General features: G+C 61.4%; 21 protein-coding genes and 1 pseudogene. 15 read left to right on the top strand and 7 right to left on the bottom strand.

The features are described from left to right. Nucleotide 1: 1 nt before the first annotated feature. The 7 genes from ASG25_RS23160 to ASG25_RS15810 all read right to left on the bottom strand — a co-directional run bounded on the left by ASG25_RS23160 (nt 2) and on the right by ASG25_RS15810 (nt 2,406). Nucleotides 2-175: a hypothetical protein gene (locus ASG25_RS23160; protein WP_164490741.1), complete on the bottom strand. Its 174-nt coding sequence runs from the start codon at nt 173-175 to the stop codon at nt 2-4. Next, on the bottom strand, nt 168-380 hold the full coding sequence (locus tag ASG25_RS15835; RefSeq protein WP_062475971.1) for a hypothetical protein: 213 nt from the start codon (nt 378-380) through the stop codon (nt 168-170). The genes ASG25_RS23160 and ASG25_RS15835 overlap by 8 nt, the downstream gene beginning before the upstream one ends. Continuing rightward, entirely contained in the window at nt 377-556 is a 180-nt protein-coding gene (locus ASG25_RS15830) for a hypothetical protein (RefSeq protein WP_062475968.1), read from the bottom strand. Before ASG25_RS15830 ends, ASG25_RS15835 begins: the two co-directional genes overlap by 4 nt. Beyond that, on the bottom strand, nt 556-735 hold the full coding sequence (locus ASG25_RS15825) for a hypothetical protein (RefSeq protein WP_062475965.1): 180 nt from the start codon (nt 733-735) through the stop codon (nt 556-558). Before ASG25_RS15825 ends, ASG25_RS15830 begins: the two co-directional genes overlap by 1 nt. Continuing rightward, the gene (locus ASG25_RS15820) at nt 735-971 is read right to left on the bottom strand and encodes a hypothetical protein (RefSeq protein WP_062475961.1); all 237 of its coding nucleotides are present in this window, start codon (nt 969-971) and stop codon (nt 735-737) included. The genes ASG25_RS15825 and ASG25_RS15820 overlap by 1 nt, the downstream gene beginning before the upstream one ends. Nucleotides 972-1,043: 72 nt before the next feature. After that, a complete protein-coding gene (locus ASG25_RS15815) occupies nt 1,044-1,232 on the bottom strand; it encodes a hypothetical protein (protein ID WP_156379611.1) in 189 nt (62 codons plus the stop codon). A gap of 481 nt (nt 1,233-1,713) precedes the next feature. Beyond that, complete coding sequence (locus ASG25_RS15810) at nt 1,714-2,406, bottom strand: XRE family transcriptional regulator (RefSeq protein ID WP_082480328.1); 693 nt, start codon at nt 2,404-2,406, stop codon at nt 1,714-1,716. A gap of 82 nt (nt 2,407-2,488) precedes the next feature. Between ASG25_RS15810 and ASG25_RS15805 the strand changes: the two genes are divergently transcribed. The 15 genes and pseudogenes from ASG25_RS15805 to ASG25_RS15725 form a co-directional block, all read left to right on the top strand. Then, nucleotides 2,489-2,704 (top strand): YdaS family helix-turn-helix protein, encoded by a 216-nt coding sequence (locus ASG25_RS15805; RefSeq protein ID WP_062475955.1) that lies wholly within the window; start codon nt 2,489-2,491, stop codon nt 2,702-2,704. A gap of 220 nt (nt 2,705-2,924) precedes the next feature. Then, complete coding sequence (locus ASG25_RS15800) at nt 2,925-3,407, top strand: hypothetical protein (protein ID WP_156379779.1); 483 nt, start codon at nt 2,925-2,927, stop codon at nt 3,405-3,407. 2 nt (nt 3,408-3,409) lie between these two features. After that, a complete protein-coding gene (locus ASG25_RS15795; protein ID WP_062475949.1) occupies nt 3,410-4,870 on the top strand; it encodes a hypothetical protein in 1,461 nt (486 codons plus the stop codon). Beyond that, nucleotides 4,867-5,160 (top strand): hypothetical protein, encoded by a 294-nt coding sequence (locus ASG25_RS15790; protein WP_062475946.1) that lies wholly within the window; start codon nt 4,867-4,869, stop codon nt 5,158-5,160. The genes ASG25_RS15795 and ASG25_RS15790 overlap by 4 nt, the downstream gene beginning before the upstream one ends. Next, on the top strand, nt 5,157-6,386 hold the full coding sequence (locus tag ASG25_RS15785; protein ID WP_062475943.1) for a hypothetical protein: 1,230 nt from the start codon (nt 5,157-5,159) through the stop codon (nt 6,384-6,386). The genes ASG25_RS15790 and ASG25_RS15785 overlap by 4 nt, the downstream gene beginning before the upstream one ends. Beyond that, nucleotides 6,370-7,065: a transcription termination/antitermination NusG family protein gene (locus ASG25_RS15780; RefSeq protein WP_062475940.1), complete on the top strand. Its 696-nt coding sequence runs from the start codon at nt 6,370-6,372 to the stop codon at nt 7,063-7,065. The genes ASG25_RS15785 and ASG25_RS15780 overlap by 17 nt, the downstream gene beginning before the upstream one ends. A gap of 331 nt (nt 7,066-7,396) precedes the next feature. Continuing rightward, nucleotides 7,397-7,603, top strand: coding sequence for an HNH endonuclease signature motif containing protein (locus ASG25_RS15775; RefSeq protein ID WP_244479428.1), 207 nt, complete (start codon nt 7,397-7,399; stop codon nt 7,601-7,603). Beyond that, nucleotides 7,603-7,920 (top strand): hypothetical protein, encoded by a 318-nt coding sequence (locus ASG25_RS15770; RefSeq protein ID WP_062475934.1) that lies wholly within the window; start codon nt 7,603-7,605, stop codon nt 7,918-7,920. The genes ASG25_RS15775 and ASG25_RS15770 overlap by 1 nt, the downstream gene beginning before the upstream one ends. Nucleotides 7,921-8,127: 207 nt before the next feature. Next, complete coding sequence (locus ASG25_RS15765; RefSeq protein ID WP_244479427.1) at nt 8,128-8,511, top strand: hypothetical protein; 384 nt, start codon at nt 8,128-8,130, stop codon at nt 8,509-8,511. 1 nt (nt 8,512) lies between these two features. Continuing rightward, nucleotides 8,513-9,284 (top strand): annotated as a pseudogene (locus ASG25_RS23490) (terminase large subunit); the annotation flags it as partial. Between the two features lie 126 nt (nt 9,285-9,410). Then, nucleotides 9,411-10,349: a terminase TerL endonuclease subunit gene (locus ASG25_RS23485; protein WP_348271268.1), complete on the top strand. Its 939-nt coding sequence runs from the start codon at nt 9,411-9,413 to the stop codon at nt 10,347-10,349. Next, the gene (locus ASG25_RS15750) at nt 10,349-10,543 is read left to right on the top strand and encodes a hypothetical protein (protein WP_062475922.1); all 195 of its coding nucleotides are present in this window, start codon (nt 10,349-10,351) and stop codon (nt 10,541-10,543) included. Before ASG25_RS23485 ends, ASG25_RS15750 begins: the two co-directional genes overlap by 1 nt. Nucleotides 10,544-10,545: 2 nt before the next feature. After that, nucleotides 10,546-11,445 carry a phage portal protein gene (locus ASG25_RS15745; protein WP_062475919.1) on the top strand — a complete coding sequence of 300 codons (900 nt, stop codon included), beginning with the start codon at nt 10,546-10,548 and terminating at the stop codon, nt 11,443-11,445. Nucleotides 11,446-11,945: 500 nt separating this feature from the next. Beyond that, nucleotides 11,946-13,100 carry a S49 family peptidase gene (locus tag ASG25_RS15735; RefSeq protein ID WP_244479426.1) on the top strand — a complete coding sequence of 385 codons (1,155 nt, stop codon included), beginning with the start codon at nt 11,946-11,948 and terminating at the stop codon, nt 13,098-13,100. Nucleotides 13,101-13,538: 438 nt separating this feature from the next. Further along, on the top strand, nt 13,539-14,504 hold a 966-nt coding region (locus tag ASG25_RS15725; RefSeq protein ID WP_210168465.1), incomplete at both ends, for a phage major capsid protein.

Here is a 14,504-nt window from a genome sequence, read left to right as displayed (position 1 = left end):
GTCAGATCTTTTCCCTGACGATCTTCACCTTGTTGACCGGCTTGCCAGGGTGACTGATGGCGACGTGCTTGCGCGCCTCGGCGGGATCGCAGGCAGCGATATCAACGGGCGCGATGGTCTCATCTTCGAAATGGACGCGGAAGGGCAGCAGGGGCCGTGGCTCTGACTCACGCATGTGCAGCCATCCTCGTCGGCTCCGGCGCTGGCAGCAGAGCAGGGCGCGCGCGATAGGCGCGGCGCTGTTCTTCGAGGTCGAACCATTCCTCCTGGAGCTGTTCGCGATCGACGCCATGAGCTGCGGCGATCTCCCGAAACTCAGCATCGGGCGTGACGTAGCAGGCGAGCAGCGCGGCCTGCATGCGCGGGTCGAGCGTCTTCATACGCGAGCCTCCGCGCGCTCGGACGCTGCGTGACGCGCCATGCCGACGGTTGCCAGCGGTACGGCTCCCATGAGTGCGAGGAACAGAACACCGAGCAGCCCGGCGAGCATCAATCGGCACGGCACACGACGATTGGACGGATGGTTGGTGCCCATGACGTTGGGTAGAGTGACCATCAGCGGAAGCCTCCGGTGAAGAGGGCGATGAGCGCGACGGCCACGAGCACGATCACGGCAAGGGTAACAAGGACCAGGGCAGCCTTGCTTGCAGTACGCATGCGGCGCTGGCGCCGCCGGCTGCGGGCAACCTCGGGGTGATAAACGGCATTGCCGCGTGTGGGAGAGCGAACGTCCATTAGCCAGCGCTCCGCAGATCCGGCGCGGATGCCTCGGCCATCAGGCGGACGGTTCGGATCTGGGAGCCGGCGCCACGCTTGCGGACATGCTGGCGCGCAGCTTCGGCGTCTGGGGCCAGCACGTCGTGCACCTCTTTGCCGCGGCAAGTGATGCGAAAATGCGAAAGGCGCTTGGCGGGCGCAGGTATGCTTTTGCGAAACCGCAGCGCGGTCGCATTGTCAGGCAATCGGGACATGTTGGAGATCCTTCATCCGTTTCGGATGCCGCCTGCAGAAGTGCCGGGCGGTCACCGAAAGCGGATCGTGGATCAGGCGGCGCGACGTTCGCTGTTGGCGAACAGGCGGGCGGCTTCGTTGGCGTGGGCTGTGACCTGTTCGTCGGTCAGTCCAAGCTCTGACATGAGTTCGTTCTTCGTCAGGCTGCGGCCGGCTTCGCGCTGAGCGGTGGCCATTTCGGCTGCAACGTGGCGGGTCGTCACGGGATTGTAGGTATTCATGCTGCGCTCCATCGGTTGTCGTTGGCTTTGCCTCGACGATGGAGCGGCGCGGGACGCTTAACCTGTTTCCGCACCGCTCCTGTCCGGGGAGGCACGGAAAACATAAGCGACAATTATAAGTGAATGCAAGTGAAATTTATAAGCGAGATTCATGAGCCCGCCTATCGACTCTTGGAGAAATTGATTCGACAATGAGAACCAACAGGGAACGGAGCGGGATTCATGCCAGTCGAGGAGGAGCCGGTTACACTTGGTATGATCGACCGACTGCGGATCGAGTGCGCTGATTGCGGCCGAAGCAGATGGCGGGAGCCAAGCGAACTGGTCAAAAAAGGGATCTCACTTCATGTTGAGATCAGATCGCTGCTGCCAAAATTTTCATGTTCCGAATGCGCAGATGATGGCCTGCCGGCGAGGAATATCACCGTGCAGGCCTTGTTTTTGCATGATCATGAAGCGCGGCGCGCAGAGCGGGATGTGCTCAGAAGCCAAGAAGCTCTTTCCAAGGGATCACTCGCCAAAGGTTTTTGACGCGATAACGATCATATATAATCTCTTTTTTCGGGTTATACTGCTCGGTGATGATCTCTTTAGCTGTTCGACGCTTCAACAGTTTCACGTATGCTTTCGTGCTTTCGCCCTCGTTGTCTGGGTAAAGTTCGATGACGATGCAGTCGCCTGGCACCGGTTCGCGTCCACCGCAGTAGATAACGTCACCTGGATCGAATTTAGGAACCATGCTGTCGCCCAGCACGTGGGTTGCCCAGACGTTCTTTAGGGTGGCGATGCCCTGCGGGCGCCTTACGAAGCCTGCTACAGTACCATTGAAGGTGAAGTCGCCATCATCGCCACCATAGGTGACGCCGAGCATCTGGATATCCATTGGCCCAAGGTCTGGGACGAATCCATCTGAGACCACCTCGGCATCAGCGAGCGCCTCGTCGTCTTGATAAACCAGATCGCCACGCATAAGCGCTGATGGGTCAACCCGCAGAAACTCAGCTGCACGAAGCAGATTCTCGGGGGACGGTAAATTCCGGCCCGTTTCCCACATGCCGACGGCAGCCACATCTATGCCGAGCTGTTGGGCAATGTTGCGCTGAACCAAGCCGCGGCGCTTACGCGCGGTTCGTATTGCGATACCGATCTTCGTCGCGTGCTCACCTTTAGCCATGCTTATAATTCGCGCGGCATCCCGGCTCGGGTCTAGATAATTCTCGCTTGACTCATTTTCTAAGCGAGACTTATATCCAGGCATGACGCAAGCTCCTACCGATCTCAAAACCGTGTTTGTTGCTGCCGGCAGTGCAAGCGAGCTGGCGCGCAAATTGTCTATCTCGCCACCGGCTGTCCTGCAGTGGCGTCATGTGCCGGCTGGTCGTGTGCTTGCAGTCGAAGATATCACCGGCATTTCTCGCCATCATCTGCGACCGGACATCTTCGGTCCTACGCCGAATGAGGCGGCCGAATGACGAGTTATTTCGCCAGTTCCCCGCAGAGCTGGGCCAATGCCTGCTCTGCCAACTGCCACCGGAGCGCCCGTCTCCTCCGGCGCTCCGGTGGCTTTTTGTTCTGTCTGTCATCGGCTCAAGGGCCTCCGTGATGTGATGACAAATCTCTAAGCCGTCCTCGGGCGTGCTTCACCGAATCCTTATCCGAATTTTTTTCCTTGCCATTTCGCGGGGTGTTTTCGTGCGTTTGAAATCCGACACTGTGCGTGGCATCTCTGCCGAAGAGGTGCGCACCATCAAGAAAGCGACCGAGGCGGCCTATCGCCTGGCGGGTGGCGTCAGCGTCGTTACGACGCGTACGCGCGCGAGCATCAGCCAGCTCTCGAAATACGCCTCGACGAATGCCGAAAACGTGGAAACCCTGATCCCGCTCGACATCGCCGTCGAGGTGGATCGCGCAGCCGGGTCGCCGATCATCCTGACCGCTTATGGCGAGATCCTCGGTTTTCAGCTGGTCGTGGCTGCTCCGGCAGATGAGCCGGATGGTCCTGTAACAGAAGCCGACGCGCACACGATTGCCCGGAAGGCTATGGCGCTCGCCGAAGAGATCTTCGCCGCGCTCGAAGACAATGTCATCGACGCGCTGGAAAAACGGACGATCGTCGACAAGTGCCATCGCCTGAAAAAGACTGTGCGCGACATGATCAAGCGGCTGGGTGGCTGATCATGGCACAGGCTCTCAAGATCCTCCCTGCCGAACATGGCGAGATCCGCACGCTCGTCGACCGTGCGGCCGACACGCTGGCGCGCGCTGTCATGGCAGCCGACGTGCTCGACGCGCGTGACCAGGCGGCATTTGCCTATGACGCGACCAAGGCGGCGGCCCGTCTGCTAAAAGCCAAAGGCGCGCATGATGACGTGGTCTCGGCCATCTTCCGGACGCAAGCCGACGCTCTGGGAATTGAGGCTCTGGCAAAGCGCCGGCTGGCAGACGAATACGACGCTGCGCGCGAGCGCGGCGAGGTCGCCGGCCATGGCGGCGGGCGGAATTTCAAGGTTGCAGACGCCAACGTTGAAATTCCGAGTGTTGCCGACATCGGCCTGACGCGTCCGCAGATCTTCGAGGCGCGCCAGATCCGCGACGCGGTGAAGCATGATCCCGATATCATCAAGCGCTTCCTGGACGAAAAGCGGGCGGCGGGTACCGAGGCGACAAAGGCCGACCTGAAGCGGGTTATCGCGCCGCCAAAGTCAAACCTGCGCGCGGCGATCGGTACGGCTTCGGCGTCGAAGGACGACCGCGGCGACAACTTCTACCAGACGCCGGATGTGGCAACGCGCACGCTGCTTGCCTTCGAGCGCTTTACCTCGACCGTCTGGGAGCCGGCCTGCGGCTATGGCGCGATTTCGCGTGTGTTCGAGGAAGCTGGCTATGACGTGCGCCTGTCGGATCTCGTCGACCGCGGCACGGCGGATCGGAACGGAGAGCTGCAAGGCGTCGGCAGTTTTCTGGCGACCACAGCTGGCGAGGGCGACGGTCCGGATATCGTGACTAACCCGCCCTATGGCGAGTTGCTAAACGACTTCGTCGCGCATGCGCTGCGCACGCACCGCCCGCGCAAAATGGCGATGCTTCTTAACCTCAACTTCCTCTGCGGCTTCAAGGATGAAGCTCGGTCATTCGTCATGGACGAGAATCCGCCTGCACGCGTCTACGTGTTCAAGCGTCGCCTGCCGATGATGCACCGGGAGGGGTGGGAGGGGCCGAAGGCGTCGAGCCGCATGAACACAGCCTGGTTCGTCTGGGAGCGTCAGCCAGACGGCACTTATGGCAGCGAGACGGCGATGCGCAGGGTCGACTGGATGGAGCATGCCGACAAAGGGTCTTTGCGTCCGGGCTTCTCCGGCTCATTCGGTCTCGCATCGTTCGTTGCTGATGACGAGGACTTCAGCCGGACGACGCCACGCCTGACGCTCGACGAGCGGGCGGCGGAAGCGCGTCAACGGGCGCACGCATGGATCTCCCGACGCACCGACGTCACGCGGCGCGAGCTGCGTCAGCAGATTGGAGTGCGTGACAGCGTGGCGGCTGTTCTGATCGAGGAGTGCGTATCGCGTGGTGTGCTCGGTCTGCCGGATGACGGCGGCGTGCATATGGTTCTGTGCGCGGCAAGCGAGGCGGCATGACCTTGCTGCTTCCCATCATCGAAGGCCTTGCGGAGGCTGCCACTGACCAGGCGCGTGCGCGATGGCTTCTCGCTGTCCCGCACTCCGTCCTGTGGCGCGATCAGACGACGATCAGGGCCATGCTGCAGGCTGCTCGCTTCCGTGCCGGCGTCGAAGCGCTGGATGCGGAGATGGCGGCGCTTTCCGCAGTCCGCGATCCGCGCACCGGCGCTCTACCGGACCTCGTTCAATTTGCCCAGCATTACGCCCGGCTCGGGCTCACCATGATTGCGCGCGGAGTAGCGGAATGACAACGACCCGTTTTGCAATCATCCCCGGCTGGATCGTGACGGACACGCGGCTCAAGGGGCGCGACCTGCAGGTGCTGTGCCTCCTCGGGCGACATACGGACAAGCACGGTTGGTGCCGGCGCTCGCAGGTAAAGATGGCAGGGCAGCTCGAATGCGCGCGTTCGACCGTCCAAGCGTCGCTTGATCGGTTGTCCATCATTGGCGTTGTCGAAAAGCACCTTGAGGTGAGCAAAGACGGACGGGATTCGGCGCACTGGTATCGGGTGATCTTCGACCAGAAAGTCGCCGAGGAGGACTTCGAAGAGTGGGAATCCGAGGAATTTGATCCTGTTTCCGGGGCTGTATATAGCACCCCCCCTGCCGATATATCGGCACCCCCTGCCGACCCAGAGTCGGCACCCCCTGCCGACTCTGGGTCGGCACCTATTAACGACCCTTATCTAACGACCTCTGATCAACTGGGAGAGAGAGCGCGAGCGCGCGACCTTCGGGATGAGGAGGAAAATCCGCGCTCTGTCGAGCGTCGGTTCAAGAAATGGTGGCACGCATGGCCGGGATATCTCGATGACAGTGAGATGAACGCTGTTCGCTGCTGGCAGGCATTGACGCCTGAGCAGAGGAAGGCCTGCGAGGATCTGACGCCGGTCTATCTGGCTGCACGGGACAAGATGGGACGCACCAAGGCCAAAGCCGCGTCGACCTATTTGAGCGAGCGGCAATGGGAGCGGTTAGCCCATGCCGACGTACCAACCACGTCTGCGCCTTCGGCCTTGCACAACCCTTTCAGTAAAGCTTGGCAGGGGAATGCGCTTGCGTGCCTCCTCGGTCCGGAAAGTCCCATGCCGCAGATGACGGCATCTCAGGCCCGGATGGTGGCGCAGGGCGGCCCTCTTGGTGAGCGAGTTCGTCGAGAGCACCGCGAGCGTTGGGCTTGGCCAAAGGTCTCTGGGATGTACCGTGACGCGCAGGACAAGCGCGGCTCGCTGGTGTCGGCGCCCATCGTTTCTGCGTCGGAAGCGTTCCGGAGCTTCCATGTCAATTCGCCTGAGGTGGCTGCATGGAAGCGGCTTTACGCCACGCAGGGATGGCCGTGGCCGGAGATGGGCAAGCATGAGTGGATCTGCTTCCCGACAGCCGACGGGGTGGATGATGGCTCCATCCTGGCGGCGCTGGATGCTTTCAAGCGGATGGTGACGGGAGATCGGGGCGATGAACATGCAGCATGAGAAAGCAATCTTTGACTTTACCCAACCCATCTCTCAGCACCCGTTTGATGATGCGAAGCTGCTGCGCGGCGGCATCAGTGAGCAGATAGCGATTCGCGATCTATCGCTTGCAGGCCGTCGGCTGGTGGCGGAAGAGCCGGAATCTGCGGCTTGGTACTGCCTCAAGGTCGAACCCAGAAAAGAGTTCGCTGTGGAAAATGTGCTGTTGGTCGCAGATGTAGAGGCGCTCGTACAGTGCGAACCTGCAGGCATTGTCGTGCGTCGTGGGCGGCAATGGGAGAAGCCGCGCACTCCATGGATGCCCGGATATGTGCTCGTCCAGTGTGTCTATTCGGCGGGCGCAATAATGTCTCTTCTGCGCCTAAGGCACGTGCTTGGGGTGGTCGGAGGACCGGCCCGACCGCATCGCGTTTCAGGTCAATCCATTAGAAATTTCAATGAGAAAGTAGCGCAGTTGTTGGCGCAGGCAGACGCGGTGAAGAGGGCCAGCAACGATAGGGATCACGCGCCGTTCATGGTAGGCGAAACGGCGCGAGTAACGCTCGGACCCTTTGCTAATTTCGAGTGCGTTATCCTGTCGATTGGCAAGGGGAAGAGCCCTCGATGCAAGGCGCTCACCAAGGTATTCGGGAATGAAACGCCTTTCGATATTCCTCTTGCGTCTCTCGCAAAGCTGTGAGTAGAAATGGGCAACGGATGATCTGCGATCTCAGTGCACCCTTGGGCTTCGGCCCTGAATGTCTCGGCAGGACGCGAGGCAAAGAGAGGAAACTCTCAGGTCGGTAGCCGGGCGGACCCTCACCCTGACAGCCTCGACTGAGGCACCGATTCAGGGCCAGTGCGAAAGCTATGACCAGACGACGAGGCGGCCAAAAGGTCGCCTTTTGCGTTCTAGAAGCATGCGTCTTCGTTCTATCAAGCCCTCCATCCGTCAGATCGATGCGCGGGCCGTCAAGCCGAAACCCAAAACGGCGGACGCTTTCTACTTATCTCCGGAGTGGCGGTCACTCATGGGCCGTCTGATCGCTGAGCGCGGTCGTCGGTGCGAGGAGGTGGGATGCGGTCGGGTCAATACGCGCATCTTCGGCGACCACATCGTTGAGGTGAAGGATGGCGGGCCGTTGCTCGATCCCTCGAACATCAAGCTTCTGTGCGGCTCGTGCCATACGACCAAGACTTTGGCGCAACGTGGCAAGCGAATGGCGGAGCGGTTCTGATGAGTGAACAGATGGATCGTGCCAAGGCTTTCATCGATGCTCTGCCGGACGGCGATCTCGTCGTCGTCGCGGCTACCAATGACGTTGCACGTTGGCTGGCAAACGGTATCCGTGAACGGCGCGGTCTGTCGGCCGCACGCAGATGTGAGGTCATTGGGATCCGCAATCGATCTTCCGCCGCCAAACTCATAGGTCGTCTTGGCAGGGTTATCCTTCACGACAGCTTCGTCAGTCACGCCAGGCCGGAGGTCAGAGCCGAGGTCGAGAGGCTGATGCACGGCATCAACGTCATGGACGGAGCGGGCGACGCAACCTGACCTGCCGGACGCCAAAGGCGCCGCGGGGGGTAGGGGGTTGAAAGTCCACAGGGTCCAAGAGCCCCAACCGCTTGGGTGCGAGCGAGAGGTTTTTTTTCTATGCCTGCAGTTTTTGACCTCTTTGGAGATGAGGTTCCCGAGGGCTGGGGGAAGCGGGGGCGCCCCCCTCATCTGGTTGATGACAAAAAGCGGTGCAAAGTCAGACTGTTGCTGGCGATGGGCCGAAAGGAAGCGGAGATTGCTGCAGCTCTCGGCATCACAGAGCCGACTTTGCGCAAACATTATTTTCGAGAACTGGCCTGCCGGCAAACGGCCCGCTTCCAGCTTGAAGGCACCGTGCTCTTGCGCCTCTACGAGGAAGTCGAAGCGGGCAACGTCGCAGCGATCAAGGAGCTGGGTAAGAAGCTCGACAAGGCGGCGATCGCCGACAGTGACTTTGCCCGCCGGGTTGCCGAGCAGAGCCAGCCGAAGAAGCCGGTGAAGTTGGGCAAGAAAGAGCAGGCCCTTCAGGATGCGCGTACGCCGGATACCGCAACGCCGCTTGGTCGCCTGATGGCGATGCGGACCACCGACAGTGACAAGTTGAACTGACATGACCGCACATGTTCGTCAGGCAGTTGGATGGGATCTAAGTTGCGTCGACTGGGAGGATCGTATCCGCAACGGCCAGTCGCTGATCCCGGATCTTCCGTTGTTCCAGGAAGAGGCGGATCTCGCCGTCGAGATCTTCGACGAGCTCCGGTTGCCGGATGTCATTGGCCAGCCGAAGATGCGCGATGCGTGCGGTCCATGGTTCCGCGGCATCGTACGCGCCGCCTTTGGCTGCTATGATCCGAGCGAGCACGTTCGCATGATCCGCGAGATCTTTGCGTTGGTGCCAAAAGGGCAGTCGAAGACGACGTACAGCGGTGGGCTGATCATCGTCGCCATGCTGATGAACCGCCGGCACAATGCCGAGATGCTGTTCATCGGGCCGACGCAGTCCGTTTCCGACCGAGCCTTTCTGCAGGCGGCCGGCATGATCCAGGCTGCACCGGAGCTCTACGGTGGGCCCGGCCGGTCCGGCCGCTTTCACATCGTCTGGCACGAGAAGAGGATTGAGGACCTTCTGAACGGCTCGATGATGAAGGTGAAGACCTTCGCGCTCGACATTCTCACGGGCTCTATGCCTGTCGTAGTCCTGCTCGACGAACTTCATTTGCTCGGACGAAACCCGCATGCAGCGCAGGTGATGCGCCAGATCCGTGGCGGTCTCGAGAAGAATGCCGAAGGCCTGCTCATCATCATCACGACGCAGAGCGATGCGCCGCCGGCGGGCGTCTTCCGCGACGAGCTGATCACGGCGCGCAAGATCCGCAATGGCGNCCGAAGGCCTGCTCATCATCATCACGACGCAGAGCGATGCGCCGCCGGCGGGCGTCTTCCGCGACGAGCTGATCACGGCGCGCAAGATCCGCAATGGCGACTACCGGGGCAAGTTGATCCGGGCGATGCTTCCGATCCTCTACGAGTTCCCGGACGATATCGCCAGCGACCCGTTCAAGTGGCAGGACCCGGAGAACTGGGGAATGGTCATGCCGAACCTCGGTCGGTCGATGCGGCTTCACAGCCTGGTGCTCGACTGGGAAGGCGAGCGGGTCAAGGGCGAGCGCGATATCCGCATTTGGGCAAGCCAGCATCTCAACATCGAGATTGGTATCGGCATCAAGACCGATGCGTGGCCGGGGGCCGAGTTCTGGGACCGGCGGATCGACGCGACGCTCACGATGAAGACGTTGATGGAGCGTTCGGAAGTCATCGTCGTCGGGATCGATGGCGGCGGGCTGGACGACCTGTTCGGCTTTGCAGCCCTTGGACGTGAGAAGGAAACGAGGCGTTGGCTCAGCGTGTCGCGTGCATGGTGTCACGAGGGTGTGCTCGATCGACGCCAGTCGATTGCCTCGACCCTGCTCGACTTCAAGGCGGACGGTGATCTCACCATAGTCGACGACGAGCTGAAAGACGTCAGCGAGATCATCGAAATTATCGCTGAGATCAACGAGGCCGGGCTGCTCGCCTGTGTCGCGATCGATAACGAGGGTCCTTACGGCGAATTCGTTGAGGAGCTCGCCAAGATTGGGATCACGCCGGAGGGTGGTCAGATCGAGGGCGTCGGGCAGGGCTACAAGCTGATGAACGCCATCAAGACCACCGAGCGAAAGCTGGCAAACGGCACCTTCGTCCACTCGGCCAGCCGAATGATAGATTGGTGCATCGGCAACATCAAGATCGAGCCGACCGCAACCGCGATCCGCGCCACCAAGCAGAACGCCGGCGACGCCAAAATTGACCCGGCCATGGCGCTGTTCGACGCGGTCACGGTGATGATTACCAACCCCGAGGCGGACGGTCGGTCCGTCTATGAAGAACGTGGATTGAGGGTAGCCTGATGACAGAAGACACCAAGGCCGTATCGTCGTCGATCAGGATCGATCGCCAGACCGGCCGCGAGATCATCGGCATCTGTGGCGCGGCACTTTCAGGCTACGGCGCCTGGCTGCACTACCCGCCTGCGGGCTTCATGGTTGCCGGCGGCATTCTGGTCGGCCTGGCCGTTCTCGGCACTGTGCGCGGCGGACGCTGAGCATGGGTCTGTTCTCCGCAATGCTTGGCGGCGTGCGCGCCTCGTCGGACAGCAAGGCACCGCCGCCGGCCGACGATGATCGCTGGTACGATGGCGGCGGTGTGTCCAGCATGAGCCTGGCCGGCCGCCGCGTCACGGAAGATGGTGCGATGCGCGTGTCGGCGGCCTACGCATGCATCGGCCTTCTGTCAAAGACAGTCGCGACGCTTCCGCTGCGAATGTATCAGCGCGATCCTGTGACAAAGAAGCGTTCGGAGGCGCCATCGCATCCGTTGAACGACCTTCTGGAATATCAGCCTAACCATTGGCAGTCGGCTTGGGACTTCAAGGCGATGATGATGGGCCACCTCGCGCTGCGTGGAAATGCCTACTCTGAAATCGTCTCCGGACCGCGCGGGTTTGCCAACAGCCTCGAGCCGATCCATCCGGATCGCGTGCATGTCGAGCGTTTGGCCGATCAGAGCATCCGGTATCTGGTCGCGGACCCGATCAAGGGAAACAGGATCCTGCTGCAGGATGAGGTTCTCCATCTGCGGTCGCACATGGCACCTAGTGGTCTCGTCGGCGTGAGCCCTGTCGCCTACGCTCGCGAGACCATAGGCTTGGCTTTGGCCGCTGAAGAGCACGGTGCTCGGCTGTTCTCGAATGGCGCTCGTCCATCCGGTGTCGTGACTGTCGAGAAGCAGATGAGCGACGCGGCGTTCGGCGTTTCAAGTCGCAGTGGAACGCTAATTTTTCTGGGCTCGGCAACGCCAGCAAGACGCCGATCCTGGAGCAGGGTGCCAAGTTCGAAAGCATCAGCCTCGATTCCGAAGAAGCGCAATTTCTGCAAACGCGGGAATTCCAGATCGAGGAAATTGCGCGCTGGTTCGATGTGCCGCTCGTCCTGTTGCATCACATGACCAAGACCAGCTCGTGGGGCACCGGTGTCGAGGCCATTATGCTGGCCTTCGTGCGCAATAACCTGATGCCTTGGCTCAGCTGCTGGACGGGAGCCATTCGCCGCGATCTGATTCTCGCGCCGAACATCTACGAGGCCGCCTTCGATGTGGAGCCGCTGATTGCAGGCGATTCTAAAGCGCAGGCCGACTTCTTCTCGCGGCTCGTTCTCAATGGGATCCTCACGCGCAATGAGGCCCGTGAGGCGCTGGGCTACAATCCGCTCGACGGTCTCGATGATCCCCTCGTGCCAACGAATACCACGACGCCCGACAACATGCCGAACCACCGGTCCGACGACACGGCCAGCGCCTTGATCGGTCATAACGGCGGCCCCTCGATCTCTGACACTGTTCCGGANCGACGCCCGACAACATGCCGAACCACCGGTCCGACGACACGGCCAGCGCCTTGATCGGTCATAACGGCGGCCCCTCGATCTCTGACACTGTTCCGGAGCCTGATGATGACAATTAGATTTCCTCACCTGCATGCAGCCATCGTCCAGCACCCATGGGCCATCACGCCTGACCGGCTCCAAGCCATCGCGGAAGTCGTCGAGCGGCGTGCCGAGGGCATTCGCCTGTCGGCGAGTGAGATCGCAGCACTCAAGGGCGAGCGTGAGCCGAACGGCGTTGCGACGCTCTTCAGTGCGACCACTCTGGATCAAGTCGGTGTTGTTGGTCAGCAGATCAGCGTCCTCGGTCGGGGCGAGGGTGGTTCGCCTGCGCCGGTTGCCTCAGTTATCGCCGTGATCTCGGTATTCGGAATTATTGCCCAGCACGCTTCTGAGGTTGACGACATCAGTGGACCAGGCGGCACGTCCACCGAGCGCGTGATGCGGAGCTTCCGCAATGCACTGGGCGATGCATCCGTGAAGGCCATCGTGCTGCGCTTCAACAGCCCAGGCGGAAACGTCCACGGCGTGCAGGTTCTGGCAAACGAGATTTTCAAGGCGCGAGGCCAGAAACCGATCATTGCGCAGGTGGACAGCCTGGCCGCGTCGGCGGCGTACTGGATTGCATCGGCCTGCGACGAGATCGTGGTGACACCCGGCGGTCAGGTCGGCTCGATCGGCGTTTACGGTTTGCATCGTGACGTCTCGAAGGCTGCGGAAGCGCAGGGGGTCAAGTTCACGTTCGTCTCGGCTGGCAAGTACAAGGTCGAAGGCAACCAGTACGAACCCCTGACGGATGAGGCGACGCAAGCGCTGCAGGCCCAGATCGACGACTATTACCGCGACTTCACGACGGACGTTGCCCGTGGTCGCGGCGTCAAGGTCAGCGATGTCGTCGGCGGCTTCGGCGAAGGGCGCGTCGAAAAAGACAGGGTCGCGGTGAAGCTCGGCATGGCCGATCGGGTTGCCACGCTGGACGAGACACTGCGCCGGGTTGCCTCCATGAAGACGTCATCCGGACCTCGCGCAGATCATGACACGATACTGCATGCGACCGCCGATGCCACCGAACCAGATGCGCCACCTTCGCCTCCTGTTGACAATCCATCAGGACTGCAGGTGAGCGGCAACCTGCTGGACGCTTCTGCGCCGTCCGCCACGGAAAGCGATCGCGATGCTTTTCGGCGCCGGCGCCACGCTCATCGGTCGCGCAACGGCTGATCACGCGCGGCCACTGACGCGGTAGGCCGCATTCCATCGATATCTCTTCAGCGCCCCACGACCGCCGGGACAGTGGGCTGACTTCCTGCGCCCCATTCGCCCGGTTCTCTCATCAACGGAGCATGTACATGACAATCAAGGTTCTTCGCCAGAAGCGTGCCGATCTGGTTAGGGAAGCGCAGAGCGCTTTCGATCTGGCCGCGTCCGAACACCGCGGCCTGACCGATCAGGAAGCCGCTCGCGACGATGCGATCTCCGCCGAGCTGACGGCGCTCGACGACCAGATCGTTCGCGCCGAACGCCAGATGGAGCGCCAGCGCTCGRTCGGTAGCGTGATYGACCCGAACGAAAACGCCGACCGCAACAATGCGCAGGGCCGCGAAGGCGCGCGCTTCTCCTCGCTCGGCGAGCAGATGCTGGCGATCGCCGGCGCCGCTNGACCCGAACGAAAACGCCGACCGCAACAATGCGCAGGGCCGCGAAGGCGCGCGCTTCTCCTCGCTCGGCGAGCAGATGCTGGCGATCGCCGGCGCCGCTAACCCCGATCGTCGCGGCAGTGCTGATCCCCGGCTGATCTTTGCCGGCCCGACCGGTATGTCGGAGGGTGTTGCGGCCGATGGTGGCTTTCTTGTGCAGACGGACTTCTCTAACGAGCTCCTGCAGAACACATACGAGGGCGGCGAGATCGCCAGCCGAGTGCGCCGCATTCCCATCGGGCCCAACTCGAACGGCATCCACATGAATGGTGTCGACGAAACGAGCCGCGCGAACGGTTCGCGTTGGGGCGGTATCCAGTCGTTCTGGACGGCTGAGGCTGGCTTGAAGCGTGACAGCACACCGAAGTTTCGTCGTATCAAGATGGAGCTCGATAAGCTCACGGGGCTTTGCTACGCGACCGACGAGCTTCTGCAGGATTCGACCGCGCTCGAGTCCTGGCTGCGACAGGCATTTGCCGACGAATTCCTGTTCAAGATCGAGGATGCGATCGTCAACGGCACGGGCGCCGGTATGCCGCTCGGCTTCCTTAATGGCGGATCTGCCATCACCGTTCCCAAGGAAGCCAATCAGCTGGCCGGCACCATCGTTGCGGAAAACATCCTCAAGATGTGGGCTCGCATGCCGGCCCGTTCGCGCAAGAACGCTGTCTGGATCATCAACCAAGACGTCGAACCTCAGCTCTACCAGTTCGTGATCAAGGTCAAGAATGCGGCGGGGACCGAGAACGTCGGCGGCATCGCAGCGCCTGCCATCATGTTCACACCGCCCGGTGCGAACGGCAGCCAGTATGCCACGCTGATGGGCCGCCCGATCATCCCCGTCGAGTACGCCGCAACGCTCGGCACGGCTGGCGACATCATGCTGGTCGACCTGTCGCAGTATCTGGCGATCGACAAGGGCCCGACG

Origin of the sequence: Rhizobium sp. Leaf384 (assembly GCF_001424065.1) — a bacterium.
In the GTDB taxonomy this organism is placed as follows: Bacteria; Pseudomonadota; Alphaproteobacteria; order Rhizobiales; family Rhizobiaceae; genus Ferranicluibacter.
This window is presented reverse-complemented; position numbering and strand designations above follow the sequence as displayed.

Coding starts and splice junctions, on each gene's coding strand:
- ASG25_RS15785 (WP_062475943.1), top strand. CDS start 5,157: ATGACAACGACCCGTTTTGCAATCATCCCCGGCTGGATCGTGACGGAC.
- ASG25_RS23485 (WP_348271268.1), top strand. CDS start 9,411: ATGCTTCCGATCCTCTACGAGTTCCCGGACGATATCGCCAGCGACCCG.
- ASG25_RS15810 (WP_082480328.1), bottom strand. CDS start 2,406: ATGGCTAAAGGTGAGCACGCGACGAAGATCGGTATCGCAATACGAACC.
- ASG25_RS15770 (WP_062475934.1), top strand. CDS start 7,603: ATGAGTGAACAGATGGATCGTGCCAAGGCTTTCATCGATGCTCTGCCG.
- ASG25_RS15790 (WP_062475946.1), top strand. CDS start 4,867: ATGACCTTGCTGCTTCCCATCATCGAAGGCCTTGCGGAGGCTGCCACT.
- ASG25_RS15805 (WP_062475955.1), top strand. CDS start 2,489: ATGACGCAAGCTCCTACCGATCTCAAAACCGTGTTTGTTGCTGCCGGC.
- ASG25_RS15835 (WP_062475971.1), bottom strand. CDS start 380: ATGAAGACGCTCGACCCGCGCATGCAGGCCGCGCTGCTCGCCTGCTAC.
- ASG25_RS15750 (WP_062475922.1), top strand. CDS start 10,349: ATGACAGAAGACACCAAGGCCGTATCGTCGTCGATCAGGATCGATCGC.
- ASG25_RS15745 (WP_062475919.1), top strand. CDS start 10,546: ATGGGTCTGTTCTCCGCAATGCTTGGCGGCGTGCGCGCCTCGTCGGAC.
- ASG25_RS15780 (WP_062475940.1), top strand. CDS start 6,370: ATGAACATGCAGCATGAGAAAGCAATCTTTGACTTTACCCAACCCATC.
- ASG25_RS15830 (WP_062475968.1), bottom strand. CDS start 556: ATGGTCACTCTACCCAACGTCATGGGCACCAACCATCCGTCCAATCGT.
- ASG25_RS15795 (WP_062475949.1), top strand. CDS start 3,410: ATGGCACAGGCTCTCAAGATCCTCCCTGCCGAACATGGCGAGATCCGC.
- ASG25_RS23160 (WP_164490741.1), bottom strand. CDS start 175: ATGCGTGAGTCAGAGCCACGGCCCCTGCTGCCCTTCCGCGTCCATTTC.
- ASG25_RS15815 (WP_156379611.1), bottom strand. CDS start 1,232: ATGAATACCTACAATCCCGTGACGACCCGCCACGTTGCAGCCGAAATG.
- ASG25_RS15820 (WP_062475961.1), bottom strand. CDS start 971: ATGTCCCGATTGCCTGACAATGCGACCGCGCTGCGGTTTCGCAAAAGC.
- ASG25_RS15825 (WP_062475965.1), bottom strand. CDS start 735: ATGGACGTTCGCTCTCCCACACGCGGCAATGCCGTTTATCACCCCGAG.
- ASG25_RS15735 (WP_244479426.1), top strand. CDS start 11,946: ATGATGACAATTAGATTTCCTCACCTGCATGCAGCCATCGTCCAGCAC.
- ASG25_RS15775 (WP_244479428.1), top strand. CDS start 7,397: ATGGGCCGTCTGATCGCTGAGCGCGGTCGTCGGTGCGAGGAGGTGGGA.